Origin of the sequence: Actinophytocola gossypii (assembly GCF_025165815.1) — a bacterium.
In the GTDB taxonomy this organism is placed as follows: domain Bacteria; phylum Actinomycetota; class Actinomycetes; order Mycobacteriales; family Pseudonocardiaceae; genus Actinophytocola; species Actinophytocola gossypii.
In genome coordinates, this window is record NZ_JAFFZE010000006.1 from 188,160 (window position 1) to 209,987 (window position 21,828).

At 70.6% G+C, this 21,828-nt stretch carries 19 protein-coding genes; 9 read left to right on the forward strand and 10 right to left on the reverse strand.

The features are described 5' to 3' along the window. Positions 1 to 270 precede the first annotated feature (270 nt). The 3 genes from JT362_RS05440 to JT362_RS05450 all read left to right on the forward strand — a co-directional run bounded on the left by JT362_RS05440 (position 271) and on the right by JT362_RS05450 (position 4,343). Positions 271 to 2,820 (forward strand): ATP-dependent Clp protease ATP-binding subunit, encoded by a 2,550-nt coding sequence (locus tag JT362_RS05440; protein ID WP_260189898.1) that lies wholly within the window; start codon positions 271 to 273, stop codon positions 2,818 to 2,820. Positions 2,821 to 3,133: 313 nt separating this feature from the next. Then, positions 3,134 to 3,340: a hypothetical protein gene (locus JT362_RS05445; protein WP_260189899.1), complete on the forward strand. Its 207-nt coding sequence runs from the start codon at positions 3,134 to 3,136 to the stop codon at positions 3,338 to 3,340. After that, positions 3,333 to 4,343: an endonuclease/exonuclease/phosphatase family protein gene (locus JT362_RS05450; RefSeq protein ID WP_260189900.1), complete on the forward strand. Its 1,011-nt coding sequence runs from the start codon at positions 3,333 to 3,335 to the stop codon at positions 4,341 to 4,343. The genes JT362_RS05445 and JT362_RS05450 overlap by 8 nt, the downstream gene beginning before the upstream one ends. 3 nt (positions 4,344 to 4,346) lie before the next feature. Here JT362_RS05450 and JT362_RS05455 read toward each other — a convergent pair whose 3' ends face one another. Next, a complete protein-coding gene (locus JT362_RS05455; RefSeq protein WP_260189901.1) occupies positions 4,347 to 5,813 on the reverse strand; it encodes a M1 family metallopeptidase in 1,467 nt (488 codons plus the stop codon). A gap of 84 nt (positions 5,814 to 5,897) precedes the next feature. On the opposite strand from JT362_RS05455, the gene JT362_RS05460 reads away from it, so the two are divergent. Further along, positions 5,898 to 6,680, forward strand: coding sequence for an alpha/beta fold hydrolase (locus JT362_RS05460; protein WP_260189902.1), 783 nt, complete (start codon positions 5,898 to 5,900; stop codon positions 6,678 to 6,680). Between the two features lie 69 nt (positions 6,681 to 6,749). Here JT362_RS05460 and JT362_RS05465 read toward each other — a convergent pair whose 3' ends face one another. The 4 genes from JT362_RS05465 to JT362_RS05480 all read right to left on the reverse strand — a co-directional run bounded on the left by JT362_RS05465 (position 6,750) and on the right by JT362_RS05480 (position 9,865). Next, positions 6,750 to 7,298 (reverse strand): 2'-5' RNA ligase family protein, encoded by a 549-nt coding sequence (locus tag JT362_RS05465; protein WP_260189903.1) that lies wholly within the window; start codon positions 7,296 to 7,298, stop codon positions 6,750 to 6,752. Positions 7,299 to 7,324: 26 nt separating this feature from the next. Next, positions 7,325 to 8,350: a peptidoglycan recognition protein family protein gene (locus JT362_RS05470; RefSeq protein WP_260189904.1), complete on the reverse strand. Its 1,026-nt coding sequence runs from the start codon at positions 8,348 to 8,350 to the stop codon at positions 7,325 to 7,327. Positions 8,351 to 8,485: 135 nt separating this feature from the next. Then, positions 8,486 to 9,361 carry an iron-sulfur binding domain-containing protein gene (locus JT362_RS05475; RefSeq protein WP_260189905.1) on the reverse strand — a complete coding sequence of 292 codons (876 nt, stop codon included), beginning with the start codon at positions 9,359 to 9,361 and terminating at the stop codon, positions 8,486 to 8,488. Between the two features lie 12 nt (positions 9,362 to 9,373). After that, positions 9,374 to 9,865, reverse strand: a complete 492-nt coding sequence (locus JT362_RS05480; protein ID WP_260189906.1) for a beta-class carbonic anhydrase — start codon at positions 9,863 to 9,865, stop codon at positions 9,374 to 9,376. Between the two features lie 168 nt (positions 9,866 to 10,033). On the opposite strand from JT362_RS05480, the gene JT362_RS05485 reads away from it, so the two are divergent. Then, complete coding sequence (locus JT362_RS05485) at positions 10,034 to 10,753, forward strand: hypothetical protein (protein WP_260189907.1); 720 nt, start codon at positions 10,034 to 10,036, stop codon at positions 10,751 to 10,753. A gap of 4 nt (positions 10,754 to 10,757) precedes the next feature. Here JT362_RS05485 and JT362_RS05490 read toward each other — a convergent pair whose 3' ends face one another. Then, the gene (locus JT362_RS05490) at positions 10,758 to 11,858 is read right to left on the reverse strand and encodes a LacI family DNA-binding transcriptional regulator (RefSeq protein WP_260189908.1); all 1,101 of its coding nucleotides are present in this window, start codon (positions 11,856 to 11,858) and stop codon (positions 10,758 to 10,760) included. Between the two features lie 193 nt (positions 11,859 to 12,051). On the opposite strand from JT362_RS05490, the gene JT362_RS05495 reads away from it, so the two are divergent. From JT362_RS05495 to JT362_RS05505, 3 genes are read left to right on the forward strand one after another with little or no spacing between them, the layout of a single operon-like run. Continuing rightward, a complete protein-coding gene (locus JT362_RS05495; protein ID WP_260189909.1) occupies positions 12,052 to 13,098 on the forward strand; it encodes a metal ABC transporter solute-binding protein, Zn/Mn family in 1,047 nt (348 codons plus the stop codon). Beyond that, on the forward strand, positions 13,095 to 13,949 hold the full coding sequence (locus JT362_RS05500; RefSeq protein ID WP_375546447.1) for a metal ABC transporter ATP-binding protein: 855 nt from the start codon (positions 13,095 to 13,097) through the stop codon (positions 13,947 to 13,949). Before JT362_RS05495 ends, JT362_RS05500 begins: the two co-directional genes overlap by 4 nt. After that, positions 13,949 to 14,830, forward strand: coding sequence for a metal ABC transporter permease (locus JT362_RS05505; protein WP_260189910.1), 882 nt, complete (start codon positions 13,949 to 13,951; stop codon positions 14,828 to 14,830). Before JT362_RS05500 ends, JT362_RS05505 begins: the two co-directional genes overlap by 1 nt. On the opposite strand, the gene JT362_RS05510 is transcribed toward JT362_RS05505, so the two are convergent. After that, positions 14,793 to 15,956, reverse strand: a complete 1,164-nt coding sequence (locus JT362_RS05510) for a DUF445 domain-containing protein (protein WP_260189911.1) — start codon at positions 15,954 to 15,956, stop codon at positions 14,793 to 14,795. The genes JT362_RS05505 and JT362_RS05510 overlap by 38 nt on opposite strands. A gap of 123 nt (positions 15,957 to 16,079) precedes the next feature. Here JT362_RS05510 and JT362_RS05515 point away from each other — a divergent pair, with 123 nt between their 5' ends. After that, positions 16,080 to 17,069 (forward strand): methyltransferase, encoded by a 990-nt coding sequence (locus JT362_RS05515; RefSeq protein ID WP_260189912.1) that lies wholly within the window; start codon positions 16,080 to 16,082, stop codon positions 17,067 to 17,069. A gap of 908 nt (positions 17,070 to 17,977) precedes the next feature. On the opposite strand, the gene JT362_RS05520 is transcribed toward JT362_RS05515, so the two are convergent. Genes JT362_RS05520 through cysS form a run of 3 tightly spaced genes read right to left on the reverse strand, consistent with a single transcriptional unit; the run spans position 17,978 to position 21,809 of the window. Continuing rightward, entirely contained in the window at positions 17,978 to 19,408 is a 1,431-nt protein-coding gene (locus JT362_RS05520) for an MBOAT family O-acyltransferase (protein ID WP_260189913.1), read from the reverse strand. Positions 19,409 to 19,465: 57 nt separating this feature from the next. Next, on the reverse strand, positions 19,466 to 20,422 hold the full coding sequence (rlmB, locus tag JT362_RS05525; RefSeq protein WP_260189914.1) for a 23S rRNA (guanosine(2251)-2'-O)-methyltransferase RlmB: 957 nt from the start codon (positions 20,420 to 20,422) through the stop codon (positions 19,466 to 19,468). Between the two features lies 1 nt (position 20,423). Beyond that, complete coding sequence (gene cysS / locus JT362_RS05530; RefSeq protein ID WP_260189915.1) at positions 20,424 to 21,809, reverse strand: cysteine--tRNA ligase; 1,386 nt, start codon at positions 21,807 to 21,809, stop codon at positions 20,424 to 20,426. Between the last annotated feature and the right edge of the window lie 19 nt (positions 21,810 to 21,828).

Consider the following 21,828-nt stretch of genomic DNA (forward strand, 5'->3'; position numbering starts at 1 on the left):
AATGTCCGAAGCGCGTGCGACGGGGACGTGATCCCGCGGATCGGCACTGTTCGCGCTCAGCGGACAGCCCGTTGTTGCGGAATCCATCCCGATACCCGCACGTTGTTCCCTGTGACGGTCAACCAGCCGACGAAGACCGCGACGCTCAGCCGCAAGTGGTACTGAGAGCGACAGGCCGGGCGACTACAGTGGTTCTCACGGTGCTGAACCCACCGCGAGCGGGAACGAACGGTGGGGCAAGGGCCGCCGGCGCAGCAGTCAGGAGTGCAGATGTTTGAGAGGTTCACCGACCGCGCGAGGCGGGTGGTTGTCCTGGCCCAGGAAGAGGCCAGGATGCTCAACCACAACTACATCGGCACCGAGCACATCCTCCTGGGCTTGATCCACGAGGGTGAGGGTGTCGCCGCCAAGGCGTTGGAGTCGTTGGGGATCGCCCTCGAGGGCGTGCGGCAGCAGGTCGAGGAGATCATCGGCCAGGGTCAGCACGCGCCAGCCGGGCACATCCCGTTCACCCCCCGGGCCAAGAAGGTCCTCGAGCTGTCGCTGCGGGAGGCGTTGCAGCTCGGCCACAACTACATCGGTACCGAGCACATCCTTCTCGGCCTCATCCGGGAGGGCGAGGGCGTGGCCGCCCAGGTCCTCGTGAAGCTCGGCGCCGACCTCAACCGCGTCCGTCAGCAGGTCCTCCAGCTGCTGTCCGGCTACCAGGGCAAGGAGCCCGCGGAGACCGGCGGCCGGGGCGAGGGCACGCCGTCCTCGTCGCTGGTGCTGGACCAGTTCGGGCGCAACCTCACCGCCTCCGCGCGGGAGGGCAAGCTCGACCCGGTCATCGGGCGGGCCAAGGAGATCGAGCGGGTCATGCAGGTGCTGTCCCGCCGCACCAAGAACAACCCGGTGCTGATCGGCGAGCCCGGCGTCGGCAAGACCGCCGTCGTCGAGGGCCTCGCGCAGATGGTCGTCAAGGGCGAGGTCCCGGAGACGCTGAAGGACAAGCAGCTCTACACCCTCGACCTCGGCTCCCTGGTCGCCGGCTCGCGCTACCGGGGTGACTTCGAGGAGCGCCTCAAGAAGGTGCTCAAGGAGATCCGCACCCGCGGCGACATCATCCTGTTCATCGACGAGATCCACACCCTCGTCGGCGCGGGTGCCGCCGAGGGCGCGATCGACGCCGCGTCGATCCTCAAGCCGATGCTCGCCCGCGGCGAGCTGCAGACCATCGGCGCCACCACCCTCGACGAGTACCGCAAGTACGTCGAGAAGGACCCCGCGCTGGAGCGCCGCTTCCAGCCGATCCAGGTTGGCGAGCCGGGTCTCGAGCACACGATCGAGATCCTCAAGGGCCTGCGCGACCGGTACGAGGCGCACCACCGCGTCACGATCACCGACCCGGCGCTGGTGGCCGCGGCCACCCTGGCCGACCGGTACATCAACGACCGGTACCTGCCGGACAAGGCGATCGACCTGATCGACGAGGCCGGTGCCCGGATGCGGATCCGCCGGATGACCGCGCCGCCGGACCTGCGCGAGTTCGACGAGAAGATCGCCGACGTGCGCCGCGACAAGGAGAGCGCGATCGACGCGCAGGACTTCGAGCGGGCCGCCAAGCTGCGGGACGACGAGAAGACGCTGCTCGGCCAGAAGGCGGAGCGGGAGAAGCAGTGGAAGGACGGGGACCTGGACGTCGTCGCCGAGGTCGACGACGAGCAGATCGCCGAGGTCCTGGCCAACTGGACCGGCATCCCGGTGTTCAAGCTCACCGAGGAGGAGACCACGCGTCTGCTCCGCATGGAGGACGAGCTGCACAAGCGGATCATCGGCCAGGAGGACGCGGTCAAGGCCGTGTCGCAGGCCATCCGCCGCACCCGTGCCGGCCTGAAGGACCCGAAGCGCCCCTCCGGCTCGTTCATCTTCGCCGGCCCGTCCGGTGTCGGTAAGACCGAGCTGTCCAAGGCGCTGGCGAACTTCCTGTTCGGCGAGGACGACGCGCTCATCCAGATCGACATGGGTGAGTTCCACGACCGCTACACCGCCTCGCGGCTGTTCGGCGCCCCTCCCGGGTACGTCGGCTACGAGGAGGGCGGCCAGCTCACCGAGAAGGTGCGGCGCAAGCCGTTCTCGGTGGTGCTGTTCGACGAGATCGAGAAGGCGCACCAGGAGATCTACAACACGCTCCTGCAGGTGCTGGAGGACGGTCGCCTGACCGACGGCCAGGGCCGTACGGTCGACTTCAAGAACACGGTGATCATCTTCACCTCCAACCTGGGCACCCAGGACATCTCGAAGGCGGTCAACCTCGGCTTCTCGGCCGGCGGTGAGGGCCAGACCTACGACCGGATGAAGCAGCGCGTCGACGACGAGCTGAAGAAGCACTTCCGGCCGGAGTTCCTCAACCGCATCGACGACATCATCGTGTTCCACCAGCTCACCGAAGAGCAGATCGTGAAGATGGTGGACCTGATGATCACCCGGGTCGAGGAGCAGCTCCGCAACAAGGACATGGCGATCGAGCTCACGCCGAACGCCAAGAAGCTGCTCGCCTCGCGTGGTTTCGACAAGGTGCTGGGCGCCCGCCCGCTGCGCCGCACGATCCAGCGCGAGATCGAGGACCAGCTGTCGGAGAAGATCCTGTTCGGCGAGCTCGAGCCGGGCCAGATCATCATCTGCGACGTCGAGGGCTGGGACGGCGACGAGAACTCGTCCACGGACAAGGCGACCTTCACCTTCCGTGGCGAGGCCAAGCCCGCCAACGTCCCGGACGCCCCGCCGGTCGAGATGGCCGCCGGTGGCCCCGAGTCCGCCGAAGGCGAAGAGTCCGCCTAACCACCGGACCCGACAACGCCGAGGGCCGCACCCCCACCCCGGAGGTGCGGCCCTCGCCTTTTGCCCGCGAGTCGTACCTTCCCGTCGCGCGAGTCGTACGTTCCCGTCGCGCGAGTCGTACGTTCCCGTCGGGCGAGTCGTACGTTCCCGGAAGGTACGACTCGCGGGTCCGGAAGGTACGACTCGCGGGTCCGGAGCGTACGACTCGCGGGGGTTGCGAGTTGTACGTTCCCGGGGCTGGTGCGGGAGCGGGGAGGGGCGGTGTGCGGCGGGGCGTCGGCGGGCGGGCGGTCGGGTCGGGCATCCTGGGTGCATGGGTTTGGAGGACGATCCGTTCGACTGGCGGTCCACGAAGGACGGCCAGGTGCTCGTCTCGCGCGGGGGGCGCACCGTGACCACGATCCGCGGCGGCGCGGCCGGTCGGCTGCTGGCCAAGCTCGAACGCGCCGACGAGCACGAGACCCAGCACCTCCTCGCCCGCGCCACCGGCAACTACAAGCGGGGCAACGAGCGTGCCTAGGACCAGCGTCGTCGAGGAGACCGACGTTCCCGCGACCGGCGACGCGGCCCCCCGGCGACGTCCAGGCGGGCGCAAGGTCGGCTTCGTCGTCTGGCTGGTCGCCCTCGTCATCCTCGCCTACGCCGGCCTGCGCCTCTGGGGGCTCGAGACCACCGAGTACCTCATCGCCGCCATGGCGGTCAGCCCGTACGTCGCCGGGTTCGGACTGGTCTGGGGCCTGCTCGCGCTCCTGCTCCGCCGCCGCCTCGCCGCCGGGCTCGTCCTCCTGCTGAGCGTCGCGCTGGGCAGCCTGCTCGCCCCGCGCGTCCTGTCCGACACCCAGCCGGGCGCCGACGGCGAACGGCTCCGGATCATGGCGGTCAACCTGTACCTCGGCAGCGCCGACCCGCACACCGTCGTCGACCTCGTCCGCTCCCAGCAGGTCGACGTCCTCGTCCTGCCCGAGCTCACCCAGGACGCCGCCGACGACCTCGACCGCGCCGGCCTACGCGACCTGCTCCCCGAACAGGTCTACGACGTCGGCGTCGGCGGCGAGGGCACCGGCATCGCCGCCAGCCTCCCGCTGCGCCAGATCGTCCTGATGGACGAGACCACCCTCTCCCAGCCCTCCGTCGTCGTCGACCTCGATGGCCGGGAGGACGTCGAGCTGACCGCCGTGCACACCATGCCCGGCGTCCGGGCGAACTCCGCCGGCACCTGGCACGACGAGCTGGCCGCGCTCCCGCACCCCACCCCGGACGAGCGGATCCGCGTCCTCGCCGGCGACTTCAACGCCACCTTCGACCACGCGGCCTTCCGCGACGTGGTCGACCGCGGTTACGCCGACGCCGCCGAGGAGACCGGCCAGGCCCTCACCCCGACCTGGTCGAGCATGCCGACCGGCCCACCGGTGACCATCGACCACATCCTGGTCGACCGCCGCTGCGCCATCGGCAGCTACGCCGTCTTCGACGTCCCCGGCACCGACCACGACGCCGTCCTGGCCGAGATCGTGCTGCCGTAGAGCTCAGCGCCGCAGCGAGCCCGGGTAGAGGTACTCGTCGGCCGGCTTGCCGCCGTCGTGGAACCAGGCGAGGAGGAAGCCGGTCAGGCCCTGCCCGGCGATGTCCTGGGTGAGCCGCTCGAACTCCGGCCAGGAGGCGTTGCCGTCCCGGTGCCGCTCCGGCCACTCGCGCAGCAGCCGGTCGAACGCCTCGTCCCCGATCTGCCGGCGCAGCGCGTGCAGGGCCAGCGGCCCCTTCTCGTACACGGCGCTGAACTCGTTGCCCGCGCCCATGTCGTAGAGCTCGCCCTGCCAGAGCCGCTCGGCCGAGCGCGCCACCTCCGTCCGGTACCGCGCGTCGAGGTCGACGCCCTCCTTCTCCTCCTCCCACAGCCACTGCGCGTAGCTCGCGAAGCACTCGTTCAGGCAGATGTCCGCCCACGACGACACGCTCACCGAGTTGCCGTACCACTGGTGCGCGTTCTCGTGCACGACCACCGGCAGCTGCGCCCAGTCGGCGTAGATCGGCCTGCCCTGCGTCTCCAGCGAGAACCCGATGCTCTCGTTGACGTAGATGCCGCCGGCCGCGCTCTGCGGGTACGGCCCGAACTTCGACTCCAGGAACTCGATGATCTCCGGCAGCCGCGCCTCGACCTGACGCTTGTCCTCCGCCCCCGGCGCGTACGCGCTCACCACCGGGGTCCCGCCGGGCAGCGTCGAACGCTCGAACGTCCACTTGTCGATGCCGACCGTGGTCAGGTAGGTCGCGACCCGGTTCGGCTCCCGCCAGTGGAACGTCGTCCAGCCGTCGGACCCGCGGGTCGGCGCCTGCTCCACGCCGTTGGACACCACGCTCCACCCGTTCGGCACCCGCGCGTCCAGCCGGAACGTGGCCTTGTCCTTCGGGGTGTCGTTGGCCGGGTACCAGCTGGTCGCCGAGTGCGGCTGACCGGCCACGAACGCGCCGCCGGAGCTGGCCACGTGCCAGCCGTTCTCGCCGAGCGCGCCCCGGCCCATCATCGCCGGCACGCCCGCGTAGCGCACCCGCGTCTCGAACGTGGCGCCGTCCTCGACCGGTTCCGGTGGGGTGATCACCAGCTCGTGTTCGCCCTCCCGGGTGAACTCGGCCGGCTGGCCGGCGACCTCGACCGAGTCGACCGTCAGCCCGTGCAGGTCGAGGTTGAACGTCGTCAGGTCACCGGTCGCGGTGGCGGTGACCACGGTGTCGCCGTCGAGCCGCCGCGTGCCCGGCTGGTAGCTGATCGACACGTGGTAGCCCTCGACGTCGTAGCCGCCGTTGCCGTCGTCCGGGTAGTACGGGTCGCCGGCGCCGTCCGCGCCCGGCTCGGTCTCGACCGGCTCGGTGCGTGTCGGCAGGCTGCGCGGTGCGGCCTCGCCACCGTCGTCCCCGCCGTCGGCGGTGCAGGCGGTGAGCGAGGCGAGCGCGGCCAGGGCGAGGCAGGCGGCGCGCACGGACGAGCGGTGGTGCATCGTGACAAGGCTCCTTGGTGTGGTGACCTGGGCCATCATGGCCGACGAGCCGTGATGCGCGAGTGGGATCGGGAGGTGTCGCGTGTGGCGGAGCCGACTGTCACCCGACCGGAGGTAGTCGACTTCGGCGGCAGCGGGCCGCCGATCCTGCTGCTGCACGGGCTGATGGGCCGGGCGAGCACCTGGCGGCCGGTCGCGCCCTGGCTGACCCGGTACGGCCGGGTGGTGGGACTCGACGCGCGCGGGCACGGCGCCAGCCCGCACCGCGGCGGCGGCTGGCGCACCGAGGACTTCGCCGCCGACGCGGCCGCCGCGGTCGAGGAACTCGGCGCCCCCGCGGTGGTGGTCGGCCACTCGATGGGCGGCCTGCACGCGTGGACCCTGGCCGCGATCCGCCCCGAGCTGGTGCGGGCGGTCGTGGTCGAGGACATGGCCCCCGACCAGCGCGGCCGGACCGTCGACCCGTGGCGCGCGCACTTCGCGTCCTGGCCGGTGCCGTTCGCCTCCCTGGACGACGTGCGCGCGTACTTCGGCGGTCCGGTCGGCGACTACTTCGCCGAGTGCTTCGAGGAACGCGCCGACGGCTACCACCTGACCGCCGACCTCGACGACCTGTACGGCATCGCCGCCGAATGGGGGGAGCGGGACTTCTGGCCGCTGGTCGAGCGCGTCACCTGCCCACTGCTGGCGATCGAGGCCGAGCACACCGCGATGCCACCCGGCCAACAGGCGCGACTGCCGGTACGTGCCCCCGGCGGCGGCCACCACCTGGTCGTCGCCGGCGCCGGCCACGTCGTGCACCGGGACGCACCCCTGACCTACCGGGGCGCCGTGGAGGCGTTCCTGTCCGAGGTACTCACGCGTTGAGACACTTCTGGCAATCTCCCGCAACCGGCACCTCAGCCGAACGCGCACTGCCCAACGCGACCGACAGGGTTAATTCCGGGGAGGCGGAACTGTGAGCCGCAGCAGGGTTTCCGCCTCGCCGGTGTGGGTGTCGACCACGGCGACCTCGCTGACCCTGGCCCGGATCGGCGTCACCGGGTACAGCGCGGCGAAGCCCGCGACGACCTGCTCCGGCTCGATGCCCTGGGCCAGCGTGCAGTGCGGTACCCACGAGCCGGGTAGGTAGTACGCCGACGGCGACTTCACCCGCTTGGCCAGCACGTCGTGCACGGCGGAGTGCACCGCGAGCAACTCGGTGTCCGCGACGGCCGCGAGCATCAGCACGCTGTCCGGTCCGGGGAACGCGGACAGCGTGGACAGCCAGAGGCTCGGGATCGACAGCAGCCGCAGGTCGTCGGCCAGCGCCTCGCGGGTACGCGCCGGAATGCCCCCGGCGACCGCGAACGAGACGTGCGGCCGGTGCCGCCGGTGCGTGCGGGTGTCCAGACTGGGCACACCCGCACGCTCCAGCTCGCGCCACAACCCACGTACGGCGGCATCGGCCTCGCCGTCGAACAGGAACTCCAGCGCCTGCGCCATGGGCAGCAGGGTGCCAGAGGACGCCGTCAGCTCAACAGGCGCTGCCACTCCGCGGTGTCGACCACGTGGTTCGCGGCGACCCGCCTGCCGTTGGCCGACAGCAGCACCCTGGCGGCCTTGCCTGCCTCGCCCGGGTCGGTCGCGGGGACCTCGCGGACCAGCAGCTGCCAGGTCGGCGTCCCGACGAAACCGCTCTCGTCCGCGACCCGGCTGGCGTAGCAGGGCTGGTAGTCCGCCCCGAGCGCCTTCGCCGCGTCGAACGTGGCTCGGCCGAACACGCCGTCGGCCGGCACGTCCGCGCCGCGGGCCCGCAGCAGGTGCTGCGCGGCCCGGACCTTCGGCCCGCTGTCGCCCGGCTTGAGCAGCGGCCAGGTGCGCACCGGCTTGACCGGCGTGCCGAGCACCGCGCCGACCGCGTCCCGCAGCTCCGGCAGCCGCCCGTACAGCACGGTGCCGGGGCACTCGGTGGCGTTGAAGTCGCGGTGCCCTCGGATCAGGTCCGGCGTGACGCCGTACTGGGAGGCCATGTACGCGACCAGCTGCACCAGCGAGTCCCACAGCTCCGGCGTGACGTCCACGTCGGTGTAGAGACCCTCGTTCTCGATCCCGATGGTCTCGCTGTTGTGCCCGCCGACGTGCGCGCCCTGCACGTGCTGGACGCCGCCGTCCAGGACCTCCAGGCTGCGGTGCCGGCCCTCGGTGATGTGCCCGCCCCGGCTGTTGGTGAACTGCTGGCCGGAGTCGACCCAGCCTCGGCTGTCCATGTGGAAGTTCTGGATCCCGCGCGAGATCTCGAACGCGTGCTCCAGGGACTTGTCGCTGGAATTCCCTCCCGCGGTGTGGTGCACCACGATGTAGGTCGGTTTGCGGTCGAGCACCGTGATGGTGCCGTTGGGTGGGCGCGCGCCCCAATCGGCGGTGCCGTGCATGGTCGGCCTGGCGGCCGCCCTGCTGCCTGCCGCGTTCGCGGCGATGGGAACGGTGGCGCCCAACGCGCCGACCGCGGTAACGGTGAGTCCGCCGCGTAAAACGGCACGACGAGATACGGCCATCTTCGATCTCCCTCGACAAGGGGGCGACTCTGCCCCAGATCGGTGACTGGCCTATCCGACGGTAGTCACCCGGTGACCCGACGACAAGAGTTCCCCAATTACCAGAGATTCCCGTTGAGACTTGGCTGAGGTGGATCAGTGTTCGCCGGGTAACGCGAACATCCCGTCGACGGTCTGCTCGACCAGACCGTCGACCAGCAGCGAGTCGAGGCACCGGTCGCGCTGGCCCGCGTTCGACCAGACCACGTCCAGCTTCGCCTTCTCGACCGGGGTGTCGGTGCCGCGCAGCACGTCGAGCAACAGCCCGCGCACCTGCCGGTCGGTGCCGGCGAACTTCTGCACCGGCTTGGCCGGACCCGCGTAGGCGGGCTTCCCGGCACGCTGCCAGGCGCAGTCGTCGAACACCGGGCAGTCCGCGCAGCGCGGCGCCCGCGCGGTGCACACGATCGCGCCGAGCTCCATCATCGCCGCCGACATCCTGGCGGCGTACTCGTCGTCGGCCGGCAGCAGCGCGTCGGCGTCGGCGAGGTCGCGGGCGGTGGACGCGGGCCCGGCGTCGCCAGCGCCGTGCACGGCCCGGGCGATCACCCGGCGCACGTTCGTGTCGACCACCGGGCAGCGCTTCCGGTACGCGAACGCGGCGACCGCCCTGGCCGTGTAGGCGCCGATGCCGGGCAGCGCGAGCAGGGTGTCCACGTCGTCGGGGACGACGTCGCCGTGCTCGGTGGCGATCGCCGTGGCGGCGTCGCGCAGCCGCAGCGCGCGCCGCGGGTAGCCGAGCTTGCCCCAGGCACGCAGCACCTCGGCCGGTGTGGCGGCGGCCAGCGCGGACGGCGTCGGCCAGCGGGCCATCCAGTCGTGCCAGGAAGGCTCGACCCGGGCGACCGGGGTCTGCTGGAGCATGATCTCGCTGACCAGGACGCCCCAGGCCGACGTGCCCGGCGCCCGCCATGGCAGGTCCCGGGCCCGATCGGCGAACCATTCGGTCAGCACCCGGGCGTCGAGGCTCATCGCCGAAAGACTCTAGTCCACTTCGGTCAGCTCGGCCGTGTGTACGTCGTAGACGAAGCCGCGGACACTCTCGGTGAGCGTCAGGAACGGGCTGCGCCGCACCCGCTCGACCGACTGCCGCACGCTGTCCTCGACCACCCGGAACGCCTCGATCGCCCACGGCGGACGGAGCTTGGTGTCCTGCTCGAGCTCGTCCTTGAACTCGTCGTCGGTGATCAGCGACAGGCCGCACGAGGTGTGCTGCATGACGACGATCTCGCGGGTCTCGAGCTTGCGCTGGCTGATCGCGAGCGACCGGACGACGTCGTCGGTGACGACCCCGCCCGCGTTGCGCAGGATGTGCACCTCGCCGTGCCGCAGGCCGAACACGTCGAACACCTTGATCCGGGCGTCCATGCAGGTCACCACGGCGAGGTGGAGGCCGGGAACGGGGGTCGGCACCTGCGGGGCGCCGGTGTCGGTGCCCCTGGCGTGTCGGTCGAGCAGTTCGTCGATCGCACTCATGTTCCGCTCCCGGCTCGCGCGGCTTGTCGGCTCATTGGATCAAGGATCGCGCATCGCCGGCAATATGGCATTGGTTACCGCGCGCAGTCGTCTCACCTGCGACTATCCCTCGATCGGGGACACTAAAGATCCACGGAATCGCCGCGGGCCGGGGTTAGGTTTCGGGCCATGATGGAACCGACCGGTCCACTGCCCGCCGGCGTCTACTGGCGCCGCCGGGCGGTGGCGGCGGGTGCGTGCGTCCTCGCGGTGGTCGTACTGGCCTGGGTGATCGGCGGCTTCGTCGGCAGCGCGGACGACGAGCCGGTGCGCGGCACCGGTTCCTCCCGTGACCTGGCGTCGGCCCCCAGCTCACCGGCCGTCGGGTCGAGCCGCCCGGCCTCCGGCACGTCCGCGCCGGCCAGCGCCACCTCGTCCCGCCGGACCTCGCCGGCCCCGACCGTCACCCCGACGACGCCCCCGCCGGCCACGACGGTTCCACCAGCCCCGCTGAAGCCCTGCCCGGACTCGTCGATCAAGGTCGTTGCCAAGCCGGACGCGCCGAGCTACCGCGTCGGCGAGCGGCCGTTGCTGCACCTGCTGGTGCTCAACGCCGGCAAGGTCCCGTGCACCAGAGACGTCAGCCACAACCTCCGCGAGCTGCTCGTCCACAGCGCGGACGGCAAGAAGCGCCTGTGGTCGAGCAACGACTGCTACCAGGAGCCCGGCACCGACCAGCGCGTGCTCGAGCCGGGGAAGCCGCTCACCTTCGAACTCCGGTGGGCCGGCCGCACCTCCGCCCCCGGCTGCCCGGTCGACCGCACCCGGGTCCCCGCCGGCACCTACCGCGTCGTGGGCAAGCTCGGCGCGCTCACCGGCGCCCCGACCCCGCTCCGCCTGACCCCGTAGCGAACTACGGGCCGAACCAGGGCTGCTCGGTCGTGCGGGGTGGGGCCGAGGTCGTGCCGAGGACGAGCTCGGTGTCCAGCGTGATGTGGCGCGGGCGGCTGTGGTCGGCGGCGCCGAGCAGGAGCTTGCCGGCGGCCCGGCCCTTCTCCAGCACCGGCTGGCGGATCGTGGTCAGCCCGACCCGCTCGGCCTCCACGATGCCGTCGAAGCCGGTGACGGTCAGGTCGTGCGGCACCCGCAGCCCGCGCCGCTTCGCCTCCGCCAGCGCGCCGAGCGCGAGGATGTCCGACGTACAGATCAGGGCGGTGACCTCGGGGTTCGCGTCCAGTAGCTGCGCGGCGGCCGATTCGCCCATCGCCGAGCTGTGGTCGAACCGCTCCACCACCGGGACCCGCTCCCAGTCGACGCCGGCGGCCGCGAAGCTGTCGGCCAGCGCCGCGAGCCGTGCCCGCTGCACGTGGAAGTGCGCGGTCCGCTGCCGCGCCACCGACGCGAAGCCGTCGTTGCGGTCCCGCGCGAGCCGCATGCACAGCACGCCGACGTTGCGGTGCCCGAGGGTGATCAGCCGACCCGCGAGCTGCGCGATGGCCGCGTGGTCGTCGATCCCGACCAGGTCGACGCCGTCCACCCTGGGCTGGTCGCACACCACGGTCGGCACCGGGCGGGACAGCACGGCGGCCAGGTGCGGGTCGTCGTCGGGCACCGAGTACACGACGAACCCGTCCACGCCCGCGCTGTGCACGGCGGCGACGTCCTCCCGCTCCGGGTTCACCGGCACCAGGTGCAGGCCCTGGCCGGCGCCCTCGCAGGCGAGCGCGAGGCCCTCGAGGAAGCCGATCGCCGCCGGGTCGCGGAAGGCGTAGGAGAGGTTCTCGGTGAGCAGCAGCCCGACCGCGCCCGCCTTGCGCGTGCGCAGCGACCGCGCGACCGGGTCCGGGCCTGGGTAGCCCAGCCGGCGCGCGGTCTCCAGTACCCGCCTGCGCAGCTCGGGGGAGAGCTGGTCGGGCCGGTTGTAGGCGTTGGACACGGTGGTCCGTGACACGCCGAGTTCCGCCGCCAGCGACGCCAGTGTCGCCGGTCGACGTGCATGCATAGGCCGGGCCATGTGCTGACCGTAACGGTTCAGAACCAATTGCAGAAGCCCGGCGGCACACGCCACATTCACCAGTTGGCGTGCGTCCTAATTCACCCGGTAGGGGCACTGGTCGGCCGATAGGCGTCGTATAGTCGTCGGAGCGTAGTCGGAAACGGTTTCCATTTCCATAGTCAACTGCGCATGTGTCGCTGAGGAGTGCCTGATGAAACTGACCCGATCCGCACCCGTCGCCGGCCTGGCGCTGACCGTGCTCGCACTGGCCGGCTGCGGTTCCGACGACGGCGAAGGAGCCGGCGGCGATCCGGCGGCCGCCGACGGCACGATCACCGTGGTGGCGTCCACGAACGTGTGGGGGAGCATCGCCGAGCGGGTGGGCGGTGACGCGGTGAGCGTCGAGGCGCTGATCACCGACGCCTCCGCCGACCCGCACGCGCACCCGGACAAGCCGTCGGACGCCGCGAAGCTGGCCGACGCCGACGTGGCGGTCTACAACGGCGGCGGCTACGACGAGTTCTTCACCAAGCTGGTGGAGACCACCGGCACCGATGTGCCGCGGGTCAACGCGTTCGAGCTGTCCGCCCACGCCGAGGAGGCCGGCCACGAGGGCGAGGAGGAGCACGCTCACGAGGGCGAGGAGCACGCCCACGAGGGCGAGGAGCACGCCCACGAGGGCGAGGAGCACGCCGAGGAGGAGCACGGGCACGGCCACGAGCACGGCGCCGTCAACGAGCACGTCTGGTACGACCTGGAGACCGTGCACAAGGTGGCCGAACGGCTCGCCGAGGAGTTCGGCACCCTCGCCCCCGACCACCGGGAGACCTTCACCACCAACGCCGAGGCCCTGGGCACCGAGCTGGACGACCTCGCCACCAAGGCCGCCGGCATCGGCGAGGCCAACCCCGGCGCGAAGGTCGTGGCGACCGAGCCGGTCGCGAAGTACCTGCTGGACACCGCCGGCCTGACCGACGTCACCCCGCCGGAGTTCTCCGAGGCCATCGAGGAGGAGACCGACCCGCCGCTGGCCGCCGTCGCCGCGACCACCGAGCTGATCAGCAAGAACCAGGTCGCCGCGCTGGTCAACAACTCCCAGACCGAGACCTCGGTGACGAACTCCCTGAAGGACGCCGCCACCAAGGCCGGCGTGCCGGTGGTGGACGTGACCGAGACGTTGCCCGAGGGCGTGACCGACTACGTTGAGTGGATGACCAGCGCAGTGGACGCCCTGGCGGGCGCTCTCGACAAGTCGTGACCGTCGAGCGGGACGCCGCTCCGGGCCGGTCCGAGCACACCCGGCCGGAGTCGAGCGTGGTGTCGTTGCGCGACGCCACGCTCGGCTACGGCCGACGCGTGCTGTGGTCCGGCCTGAACCTGGACGTGGCGCCCGGCGAGTTCGTCGCCGTGCTCGGCCCGAACGGGTCGGGCAAGACGAGCCTGCTGCGCGTGCTGCTCGGCCTGCAGCCGGTGACCTCGGGCAGCGTCCGGGTGGTCGGCGAGTCGCCCGGCCGCGGCAACCGCCGGATCGGCTACGTGCCGCAGCAGCGCGCGATGGAGGAGAGCCTGGTCATGCGCGGCCGCGACCTGGTCGGGCTCGGGCTGGACGGGCACCGCTGGGGCATCGGCCTGCTCGGCATGCGGGCCAGGCGGGAGCGGGTCGACGCGGCACTGGACGCGGTGGACGCGCACGGTTTCGCCGACGCGCCGGTCGGCCGGCTGTCGGGTGGCGAGCAGCAACGGCTGCGGGTGGCGCAGGCGCTGGTCAGCGATCCCGAGGTACTGCTGTGCGACGAGCCGCTGCTGTCGCTGGACCTGGCGAACCAGCAGGTGGTCAGCTCCCTGATCGACCGCAGGCGCCGCACGGCGAACACCGCGGTGCTGTTCGTCACGCATGAGATCAACCCGGTACTGCCGCTGGTCGACCGGGTGCTGTACCTGGTGGACGGCCGCTTCCGGATCGGCACGCCGGACGAGGTGATGACCGCCCGGACGCTGTCCGAGCTGTACCGCGCGAAGATCGACGTGGTGCGGGTGCGGGGGCAGATCCACGTGGTGGGCGCCCAGGCCGGGCTGTGCGAGCAGGACCACCACGAGGACCGGAACTGATGGACCAGTTGTTCGACTTCGAGCTGACCGCCGAGCTGCTCGACTTCCCGTTCGTGCGGACGGCGTTGATCGCGGCCGCCATCCTCGGCCTGGTGGCCGGGGTGCTGGGCCCGCTGATCGTCAGCCGCAACATGGCGTTCGCCGTGCACGGCACCAGCGAGCTGTCCTTCACCGGCGGCGCCGCGGCGCTGCTGCTCGGCGTGAACGTCGGCCACGGCGCGCTGGCCGGCGCGGTCGTCGCCGCGCTGGTCCTCGGCCTGCTGTCCCGCCGGTCGTCGGAGCACGACTCCGTGATCGGCGCGATCCTGGCGTTCGGCCTGGGCGTCGGCGTCCTGCTGCTCTGGTTCTACCCCGGGCGGGCGTCGAACAAGTTCGGCCTGCTGGTGGGCCAGATCGTCAGCGTCGACTTCGCGTCACTGGCCCTGCTCGGCGGCTGCGCGGTGGCGGTCCTGGCGGTGCTCCTGTTCATCTACCGCCCGTTGCTGTTCGCCAGCGTCGACCCGGACGTCGCCCGCGCCAGGGGCGTGCCGACCGGTGCGCTGTCCCTGGTCTTCGCCGTCCTGGTCGGCATCGCGACCGCCCTTGGCGTGCAGACGGTGGGTGCCCTGCTCGTCTTGGCCCTGATGATCACCCCCGCGGCGGCCGCCTGCCGCGTCACCGCCAACCCGCTGAAGGCGACGGTCCTCGCGGTGGTCTTCGCCGAGTTCGCCGCGGTGGGGGGCATCGTCCTGTCCCTGGCCCCCGGCGCCCCCGTGAGCGCGTTCGTGACGGCGATCTCGTTCTTCATCTACCTGGTGTGCTGGATCATCAGCCTCACCCGAGGCCGGGCGCGGCGCGGCGTGGCTAGTGCAACAACAGCAGTACCTGCAACTCCCCGATGATCGCGCCGATCACGGCACCCACCGCGATCAGCTTCCACTCGTCCTGCCGAAACGCGGGCCGCAGGAGCCCCTCGTACTCGACCCGACCCAACCGCCGAATCCGCGACGCGATCGTGTCCCGCACGTCCAACGCCCTGGTCGCGTAGTCCCGCGCGGAACTGATCGCCCCCGGCAGGTGTCGCACGGCCCCGTCCGCCGCCGCGTCCACCATCCCGTTGAACCGCTCCGCATTCATGAACGGCCGCACCGCCCTGGCCTGCTCCGCCACACTCTCCCGAACCACCCGCCGAATCCCGGCGAGCAGCCGGTCCGACCGGGGTCCACGCAACAGCCCGTCGAGAATGTTCGGCACCGTCATCACGTCCCGAGCCACGATCTCCGCGTACTGTTTGGCGACTTCGTCCCGCCGCCGCTGAAAAACCCCCTGAAAAGTGAACGGCCCGATCCGCCGCGCGGCCCGCGGAAAGAACACGAGCTTGATCGCGAGCCAGTCCGTCAACCACCCCACGAGCGCCCCGAAAACCGGCAAGACCCAGGCTTCCTTGGTGGCGGCCCACACCACGGTCTGCACCAGCCCCAACAACAGTCCGAAGTAGATCCCGCACCGAGCGATGAACCCCATCTCCGGCCGAGAAATCTCCCGAACGAGCCCGATCAGCAACCGCTTGTCCCGCCCCATCGCGGCTACCGCCACCCGCTCGATGTCCAGTACGTCCCCGATGTTGTCCCGAATCTCGTCCAGCACCCGCCGAACCAGCACCGGTGTGTCCGCCTGCGCCCGCTTCACCACAAGCTCCCGCCCAATAGGCGGAAGCGCGTCCCACACGCTCCCGTGAAACCGCCCAAGAACATCCCGAACAACATCGTCGACCGCGAGCAGAAGAGGCCCCTCAACCTCCCGAACCAACCGATCAGCGTCCAGCCGGCCGAATATCTCCCGGGCGTCCACCAGCCGCCTGGTCAACAGATCAGCGGAAATCCGAATCATCCGATCGGAATGCCGAGGAACAACCCCCTGCCACCCCAACCAGGGCTCCTTGATCCCCACGAACCGCAACGGCCGAAACATCATCTCGATCGCGGCCCGCTTGGTCAGATACCCGATGACGGCGGCGACCAACGGCATGGACAGGTAGACGGGCCAGTGCGCAACAAAGTCCCCACCCACACCGAACCCCTCGTCGACCGGCCCACAGTATCCCGTGACACAGTGTTTCTTGTGGGACGAAACGCGGACTCAATCCGCACCATGGCCGCCCTGGCCACCCCGATGGCCCTACGCGTAGCGGTCACCCTGAACCTGCCCGACCGCCTACGCGGCCCCGGCGCACCCGTCGAGGACCTGGCCCCCGAACTCGACGCCGACCCCGTAGCCCTCGACCTCCTGCTGGCCCACCTGACAACCCTGGGCATCGTCGACCGCCACGGCGACACCTACCGCACCACCGAGTACGGCACGAACCTGTGCACCGACGCCGGCAACGGCCTGGCCAACCTCCTGGACCTGAACACCGCCGGCGGCCGCGCCGAGCTGGCGTTCGTAGAGCTGGCCCACAGCGTGACCACGGGTCGAGCCGCCTACCCCCACCGCTACGGCCAGGACTTCTACGCGGACCTGACCGACCACCCCCGCCTCCGCGAGTCGTTCGACCACCAGATGACCCACCGAATCCGCGACCAGCTGGCCGAACTGGTAGCCACCTACGACTGGTCCCGCTTCACCACCCTCGTCGACGTAGGCGGCGGCCGAGGCACCGTCCTGGCCGCCATCCTCGCCGCCCACCCCGAGATGCACGGCCACCTGATCGACCTGCCCCCCACCGCCGCCGAAGCCCGCCACACCTTCACCACCCAAGGCGTCGCCGCTCGAACCCAGACAACCCCAGCAAGCTTCTTCGACCCCCTCCCACCCGGCGCCGACGCCTACCTCCTGCTGGACATCCTCCACAACTGGGACGACGAGCACGCCCACCGCATCCTGACCCGCTGCACGGAAGCCGCCGGCCCGACCGGCCGCATCCTGGTAGTAGAACCAGTAGGCGACCGCCACGCCGAAACCGAGTTCAACCTGGCCATGCTCGCGATATTCGGCAGCCGCGAACGCACCATCGACGAGTTCCGCGCCCTCGCCGCTCCCCACGGCCTGACCCTCGCCTCGGTCACCGACCTGACCCACCAACGCTGCCTACTCGAGTTCAGCCCCGCGACCCCGGCCCCGGCAACCGCGGATCCGGCTTGACGCGCACGAGAACGTCCGCTGTGCTGCATCCGCCTCCAGCGTTCCAACGACGCGGCCGGAACAAAGTGAGGTTCCCTGTAACGCGCACCTCAGCTCAAGCGACCCAACGAGCGGTGCCGCGACTGCGGCCCTACTGTCATACGAAGGACCCCCGAGTCTCCGAGGTGATTGCAGCACTTCGGATGCACGGGGGTCCGTTCTATTCGGTTGTGTCCTTCAGGCGTCGCGGTCGCGTGCCCATCAGGCGTAGCTGATGAGCTTCCAGGTCACCGCCTCATTGCGGTAAGGCGGCATCTTGTTGTTCTTCGCGATCGGTGCGGTGGTGCTGGGGGCCCCATCGACCTTCCACACCCCGCTCTCGGGGCAGGTCTGCCCCGTCCTCCGCGTCGTACCCAAGGGTTCCCGCAAGGCGGGTCTCCTTTCTCTGGATGTCGACAACGAGTTGACGCTGCCGACATATTCTCCACGCCTGGCCCTCTGCCACGCGCTGATTCCATAACAACATCCGCGTAAGACGAAATCCATTCACAGGAGCTCGGTAGCGCTCAGTGGCGCGCGGACCGCGCCAAGCGGATCGGAGCGCCAATCGGCCTATAGTGAGGCTCATATGGCCTACGACGAACGGTCCGTCTCGGACGATCAGCGGTCAAACATGTGTTCCCTTGAGGCGGAGTAACACCTGTTCAGAGCGCTACGTGCACGCTCAACTACTGAAGTATTACATGTCACGATCATGTCTTGCTCACAGTTGACCAGCCCTTACGCTAAGTGACTGGATGAAACTTCGTTACCTCTGAATTCCCGGTGTTCGAACCTGTCGCGCCGGGGTGTCCCTGAGGAGCATGGGCGAGCAAAGACGACAATCGGAATGACGAGACTGCGGCTCAGCGGAACGCGTGGTTCCGTCGTCAGAACTGGTAGTACAGGAACGGGCTGAAGGTGCCGGTGGCGACGAGGATGGCGGCGTAGAACAGGCCCACGGTCATCACCGTGATGCGGAGGGCGGCGGCGGGGCGGCTGCGGGACGACTCCAGCAGCGGGCCGCTCGGGTGGGCCGGGAGGAACACGATCGCCAGGGCTACCAGCAGGATCAGGGTGCGCTGGTTCGTGAACGCCTCGCCGACGACGTCGGTCACGCCGGTGAAGTCGGGCAGGAGCATGTGGCCGATCATCGTCAGTGCCTGGGACATGTCGGTGGAGCGGAAGAAGACCCAGCCGATCACCACCAGCAGGAACGTCAGGGCTCGGCGGGCGATCATGCGACCGGCCGTCGGCGGGGTCTTCTCCCAGTGGAAGCCGCGTTCGATGATCAGGAGGGCGCCGTGGTAGATGCCCCAGACCAGGTACGTCCAGTTGGCGCCGTGCCAGAAGCCGGTCAGGACGAAGACGATGGACAGGTTTCGGTAGGTTTTGGCGCTGCCTTGGCGGTTGCCGCCCAACGGAATGTAGACGTAGTCGCGGAACCACCTGGACAGGGACATGTGCCAGCGGCGCCAGAACTCGGTGACGGTGACCGACGAGTAGGGGCGGGCGAAGTTCTCGGGGAGGCGGAAGCCGAGCATCCGCCCTAGGCCGATGGCCATGTCCGAGTAGCCGGAGAAGTCGAAGTAGAGCTGCAACGTGTACGTCAACGCCCCCAGCCACGCCGTGGCGAAGGTCATCTCGTCGTTGGGGGTCGCGAAGCAGGCGTCCACCACCGGGCTCAGGGAGTCCGCGATGATGACCTTCTTGCACAGGCCCAGCGCGAAACGGGGGAAGCCCGCCGCGATGTCGTCGAGGCGGTGGGTGCGTTCCTGGGGCAGCTGGTCGGCGATCTCGCGGTACCGCACGATCGGACCGGCGATCAGCTGGGGGAACATCGAGATGTACGTCGCGTACGCGACCGGCTGGCGCAACGCCCGGCGCTCACCTCGGTAGATGTCCACCACGTACGAGATGTTGTGGAACGTGTAGAACGAGATGCCGATCGGCAGCAGCAGGTGCACCACCGGGAACTCGCCGCCGAACAGCCTCGCGAAGCCGTCCAGCTGCATCGTCAGGAAGCCCGCGTACTTCCACACCACGAGCGTCGCCACGTCGAACACGATCACCGCGATCAGCAGTGCCCGCTTCCGCCGCGCCGCCAGTGCCCAGTCGTCCGGCTCCAGGGCCTGACCGGCGAAGAAGTTCACCACCATGGTGACCAGCAGCAGGATCGTGGTCGCCCCGGCACCCACCGCGTAGAACGTGAGGCTCGCCACCGCGACGATGCCGTTGCGCCAGCTCCGCGGGCACGCCAGTACCAGTGCGAGCACCAGCGGCGTGAAAATCCACAGGAACAACGGGCTGGCGAACGACATCCCCCCACCTCACCTCCCCAGACAAGGACGCCTGACCTTATCCGAGAGGTGTGCGGATCAGGTGCGGCCCGCCGCCCGCCGGCGTCGCGCCACCTCCGCCAGCACCACGCCGGCCGCCACCGACGCGTTCAGCGACTCCACGCCGGCCGCCATCGGGATCGACACCGTCTCGTCGCACGTCTCGCGGACCAGGCGGGACAGGCCGCGGCCCTCCGACCCGACGACCACCACCAGCGGGGACGTCGCCAGGGACAGGCCGTCGACATCGACCGAGCCGTCCGCGTCCAGGCCGACGATCATCAGGCCGGCCTCGGCGTACTGGCGCAGGGTCCTGGTCAGGTTGGTCGCCAGCGCCACCGGGAGCTTCGCCGCCGTACCGGCGGACGTGCGCCACGCCACCGCCGTCACGCCGGCGCTGCGGCGTTGCGGGAGCAGGACGCCGTTCGCGCCGAACGCGGCAGCCGAGCGGATCACCGCGCCCAGGTTGCGGGGATCGGTCACGCCGTCGAGCGCCACCAGCAGCGGGGGCTCGGCCGTCTCGGCCGCGGCTTCCAGCAGGTCGTCCGGGTGCGCGTACTCGAACGGCGGCATCTGCAGCGACAGGCCCTGGTGCAGCGCGCCGCCGGTGAGCCGGTCCAGCTCCGGTTTCGCCACCTCGAGCACCGAGATGCCCCGGTCGGCGGCCAGCCGCACGGCCTCGGTCACGCGGTCGTCGGCGTCCACGCCCAGCTGCACGTACAGCGCGGTCGCCGGCACGTCGGCGCGCAGGCACTCGACCACCGGGTTGCGGCCGGCGACCAGCTCGCTCGTCGGCTTGTCCTTCGAACGCCGTTGGGCCGCCTTCGCCTGGGCGGTCGCGCGCCGCTGCGCGGGGTGGCCGGGGCGCATCGACGCGCGCGGGGTCGGGCCCTTGCCCTCCAGCCCCCTGCGCCGCTGCCCGCCGGAGCCGGCGACCGCGCCCTTCTTCGTGCCGGTCTTGCGGATCGCGCCCCGGCGCCTGGAGTTTCCCGCCACGTCAACTGTCCTTAAATGTCCACTGTGGACCGTCGGGGGTGTCCTCGACGGTGATGCCCGCGGCCAGCAGCCGGTCGCGGATCGCGTCGGCGGTGGCGAAGTCGCGGTTCGCGCGGGCCTCCTGGCGGGCCGCCAGCTGCGCGCCGACCAGGGCGTCGAGCGCCCCGGACGCCGCCGGGTCCGACGACGTCGACCACCGCTCCGACAACGGGTCGAGCCCCAACACGGCGGTCTGCGCCCGGACCGTGGCGGCCGCGGCGCGCGCCCCGGCGTCGTCGCCCGCGTCGAGCGCGGTGAAACCCTGCCGCACCGTGCCGTGCACCGCCGCGAGCGCCGCCGGCGTGCCGAGGTCGTCGTCCATGGCCGAGGTGAACTCGGGACCGACCTCGCCCGGCGGCACCGACCCGGTGCGCGCCGCCACCTTGTGCACGAACGACTCGACGCGCTGGTAGGCCCGCACGGACTCCTCCAGCGCGGCCTCCGAGAACTCCAGCGTCGACCGGTAGTGCGGCGCGACCAGGTGGTACCGCAGCTCCTGCGGGCGGTACTTCTCGACCAGCGCCGGGATCGACACCACGTTGCCCAGCGACTTCGACATCTTCTCGCCGGCCATGCCGACCAGGCCGTTGTGCATCCAGAACCGGGCGAAGGCGTCGCCGGCCGCGCGGGACTGCGCCAGCTCGTTCTCGTGGTGCGGGAACACCAGGTCCAGCCCGCCGCCGTGGATGTCGAACTCGCTGCCCAGGTACGTCAGCGCCATCGCCGAGCACTCCAGGTGCCAACCCGGCCGCCCGGGCCCCCACGGCGTCGGCCAGGACGGCTCGCCGGGCCGGGCGCCCTTCCACAGCGTGAAGTCGCGGCCGTCGCGCTTGCCCTCGCCCGCGGACTCGCCCTGCTGCACCTCGTCGAGCTTCTGCCCGGACAGCGATCCGTACTCCGGGTACGAGCACACCGAGAAGTACACGTCGCCGGCCGAGGCGTACGCGTGCCCCCGGTCGATCAGCCGTTGCATCAGCTCGACCATCTGCGTGACGTGCCCGGTGGCGCGCGGCGCGATCGTGGCCGGCAGCACGCCGAGCGTGTCGTAGGCCTCGTCGAACGCGCGCTCGAACCGTGCCGACCACTCCCACCACGGCGTGTCGTGCTGGGCGGCCTTGGTGAGGATCTTGTCGTCGATGTCGGTGACGTTGCGCACCAGGGTGACCGCGAGGCCCGCGTGGGTGAGCCAGCGGCGCAGCACGTCGTAGTTCAGCGCGCTGCGCACGTGCCCGATGTGCGGCGGGCCCTGCGGGGTCGGCCCACACACATAGATCGACGCCGTTCCGTTCCGCACGGGGTGGAACTCCCGCACGCTCCGGCTCGCGCTGTCGAACAGGTGCAGGGTCACGGGTCTTCTCTTCCTGGGA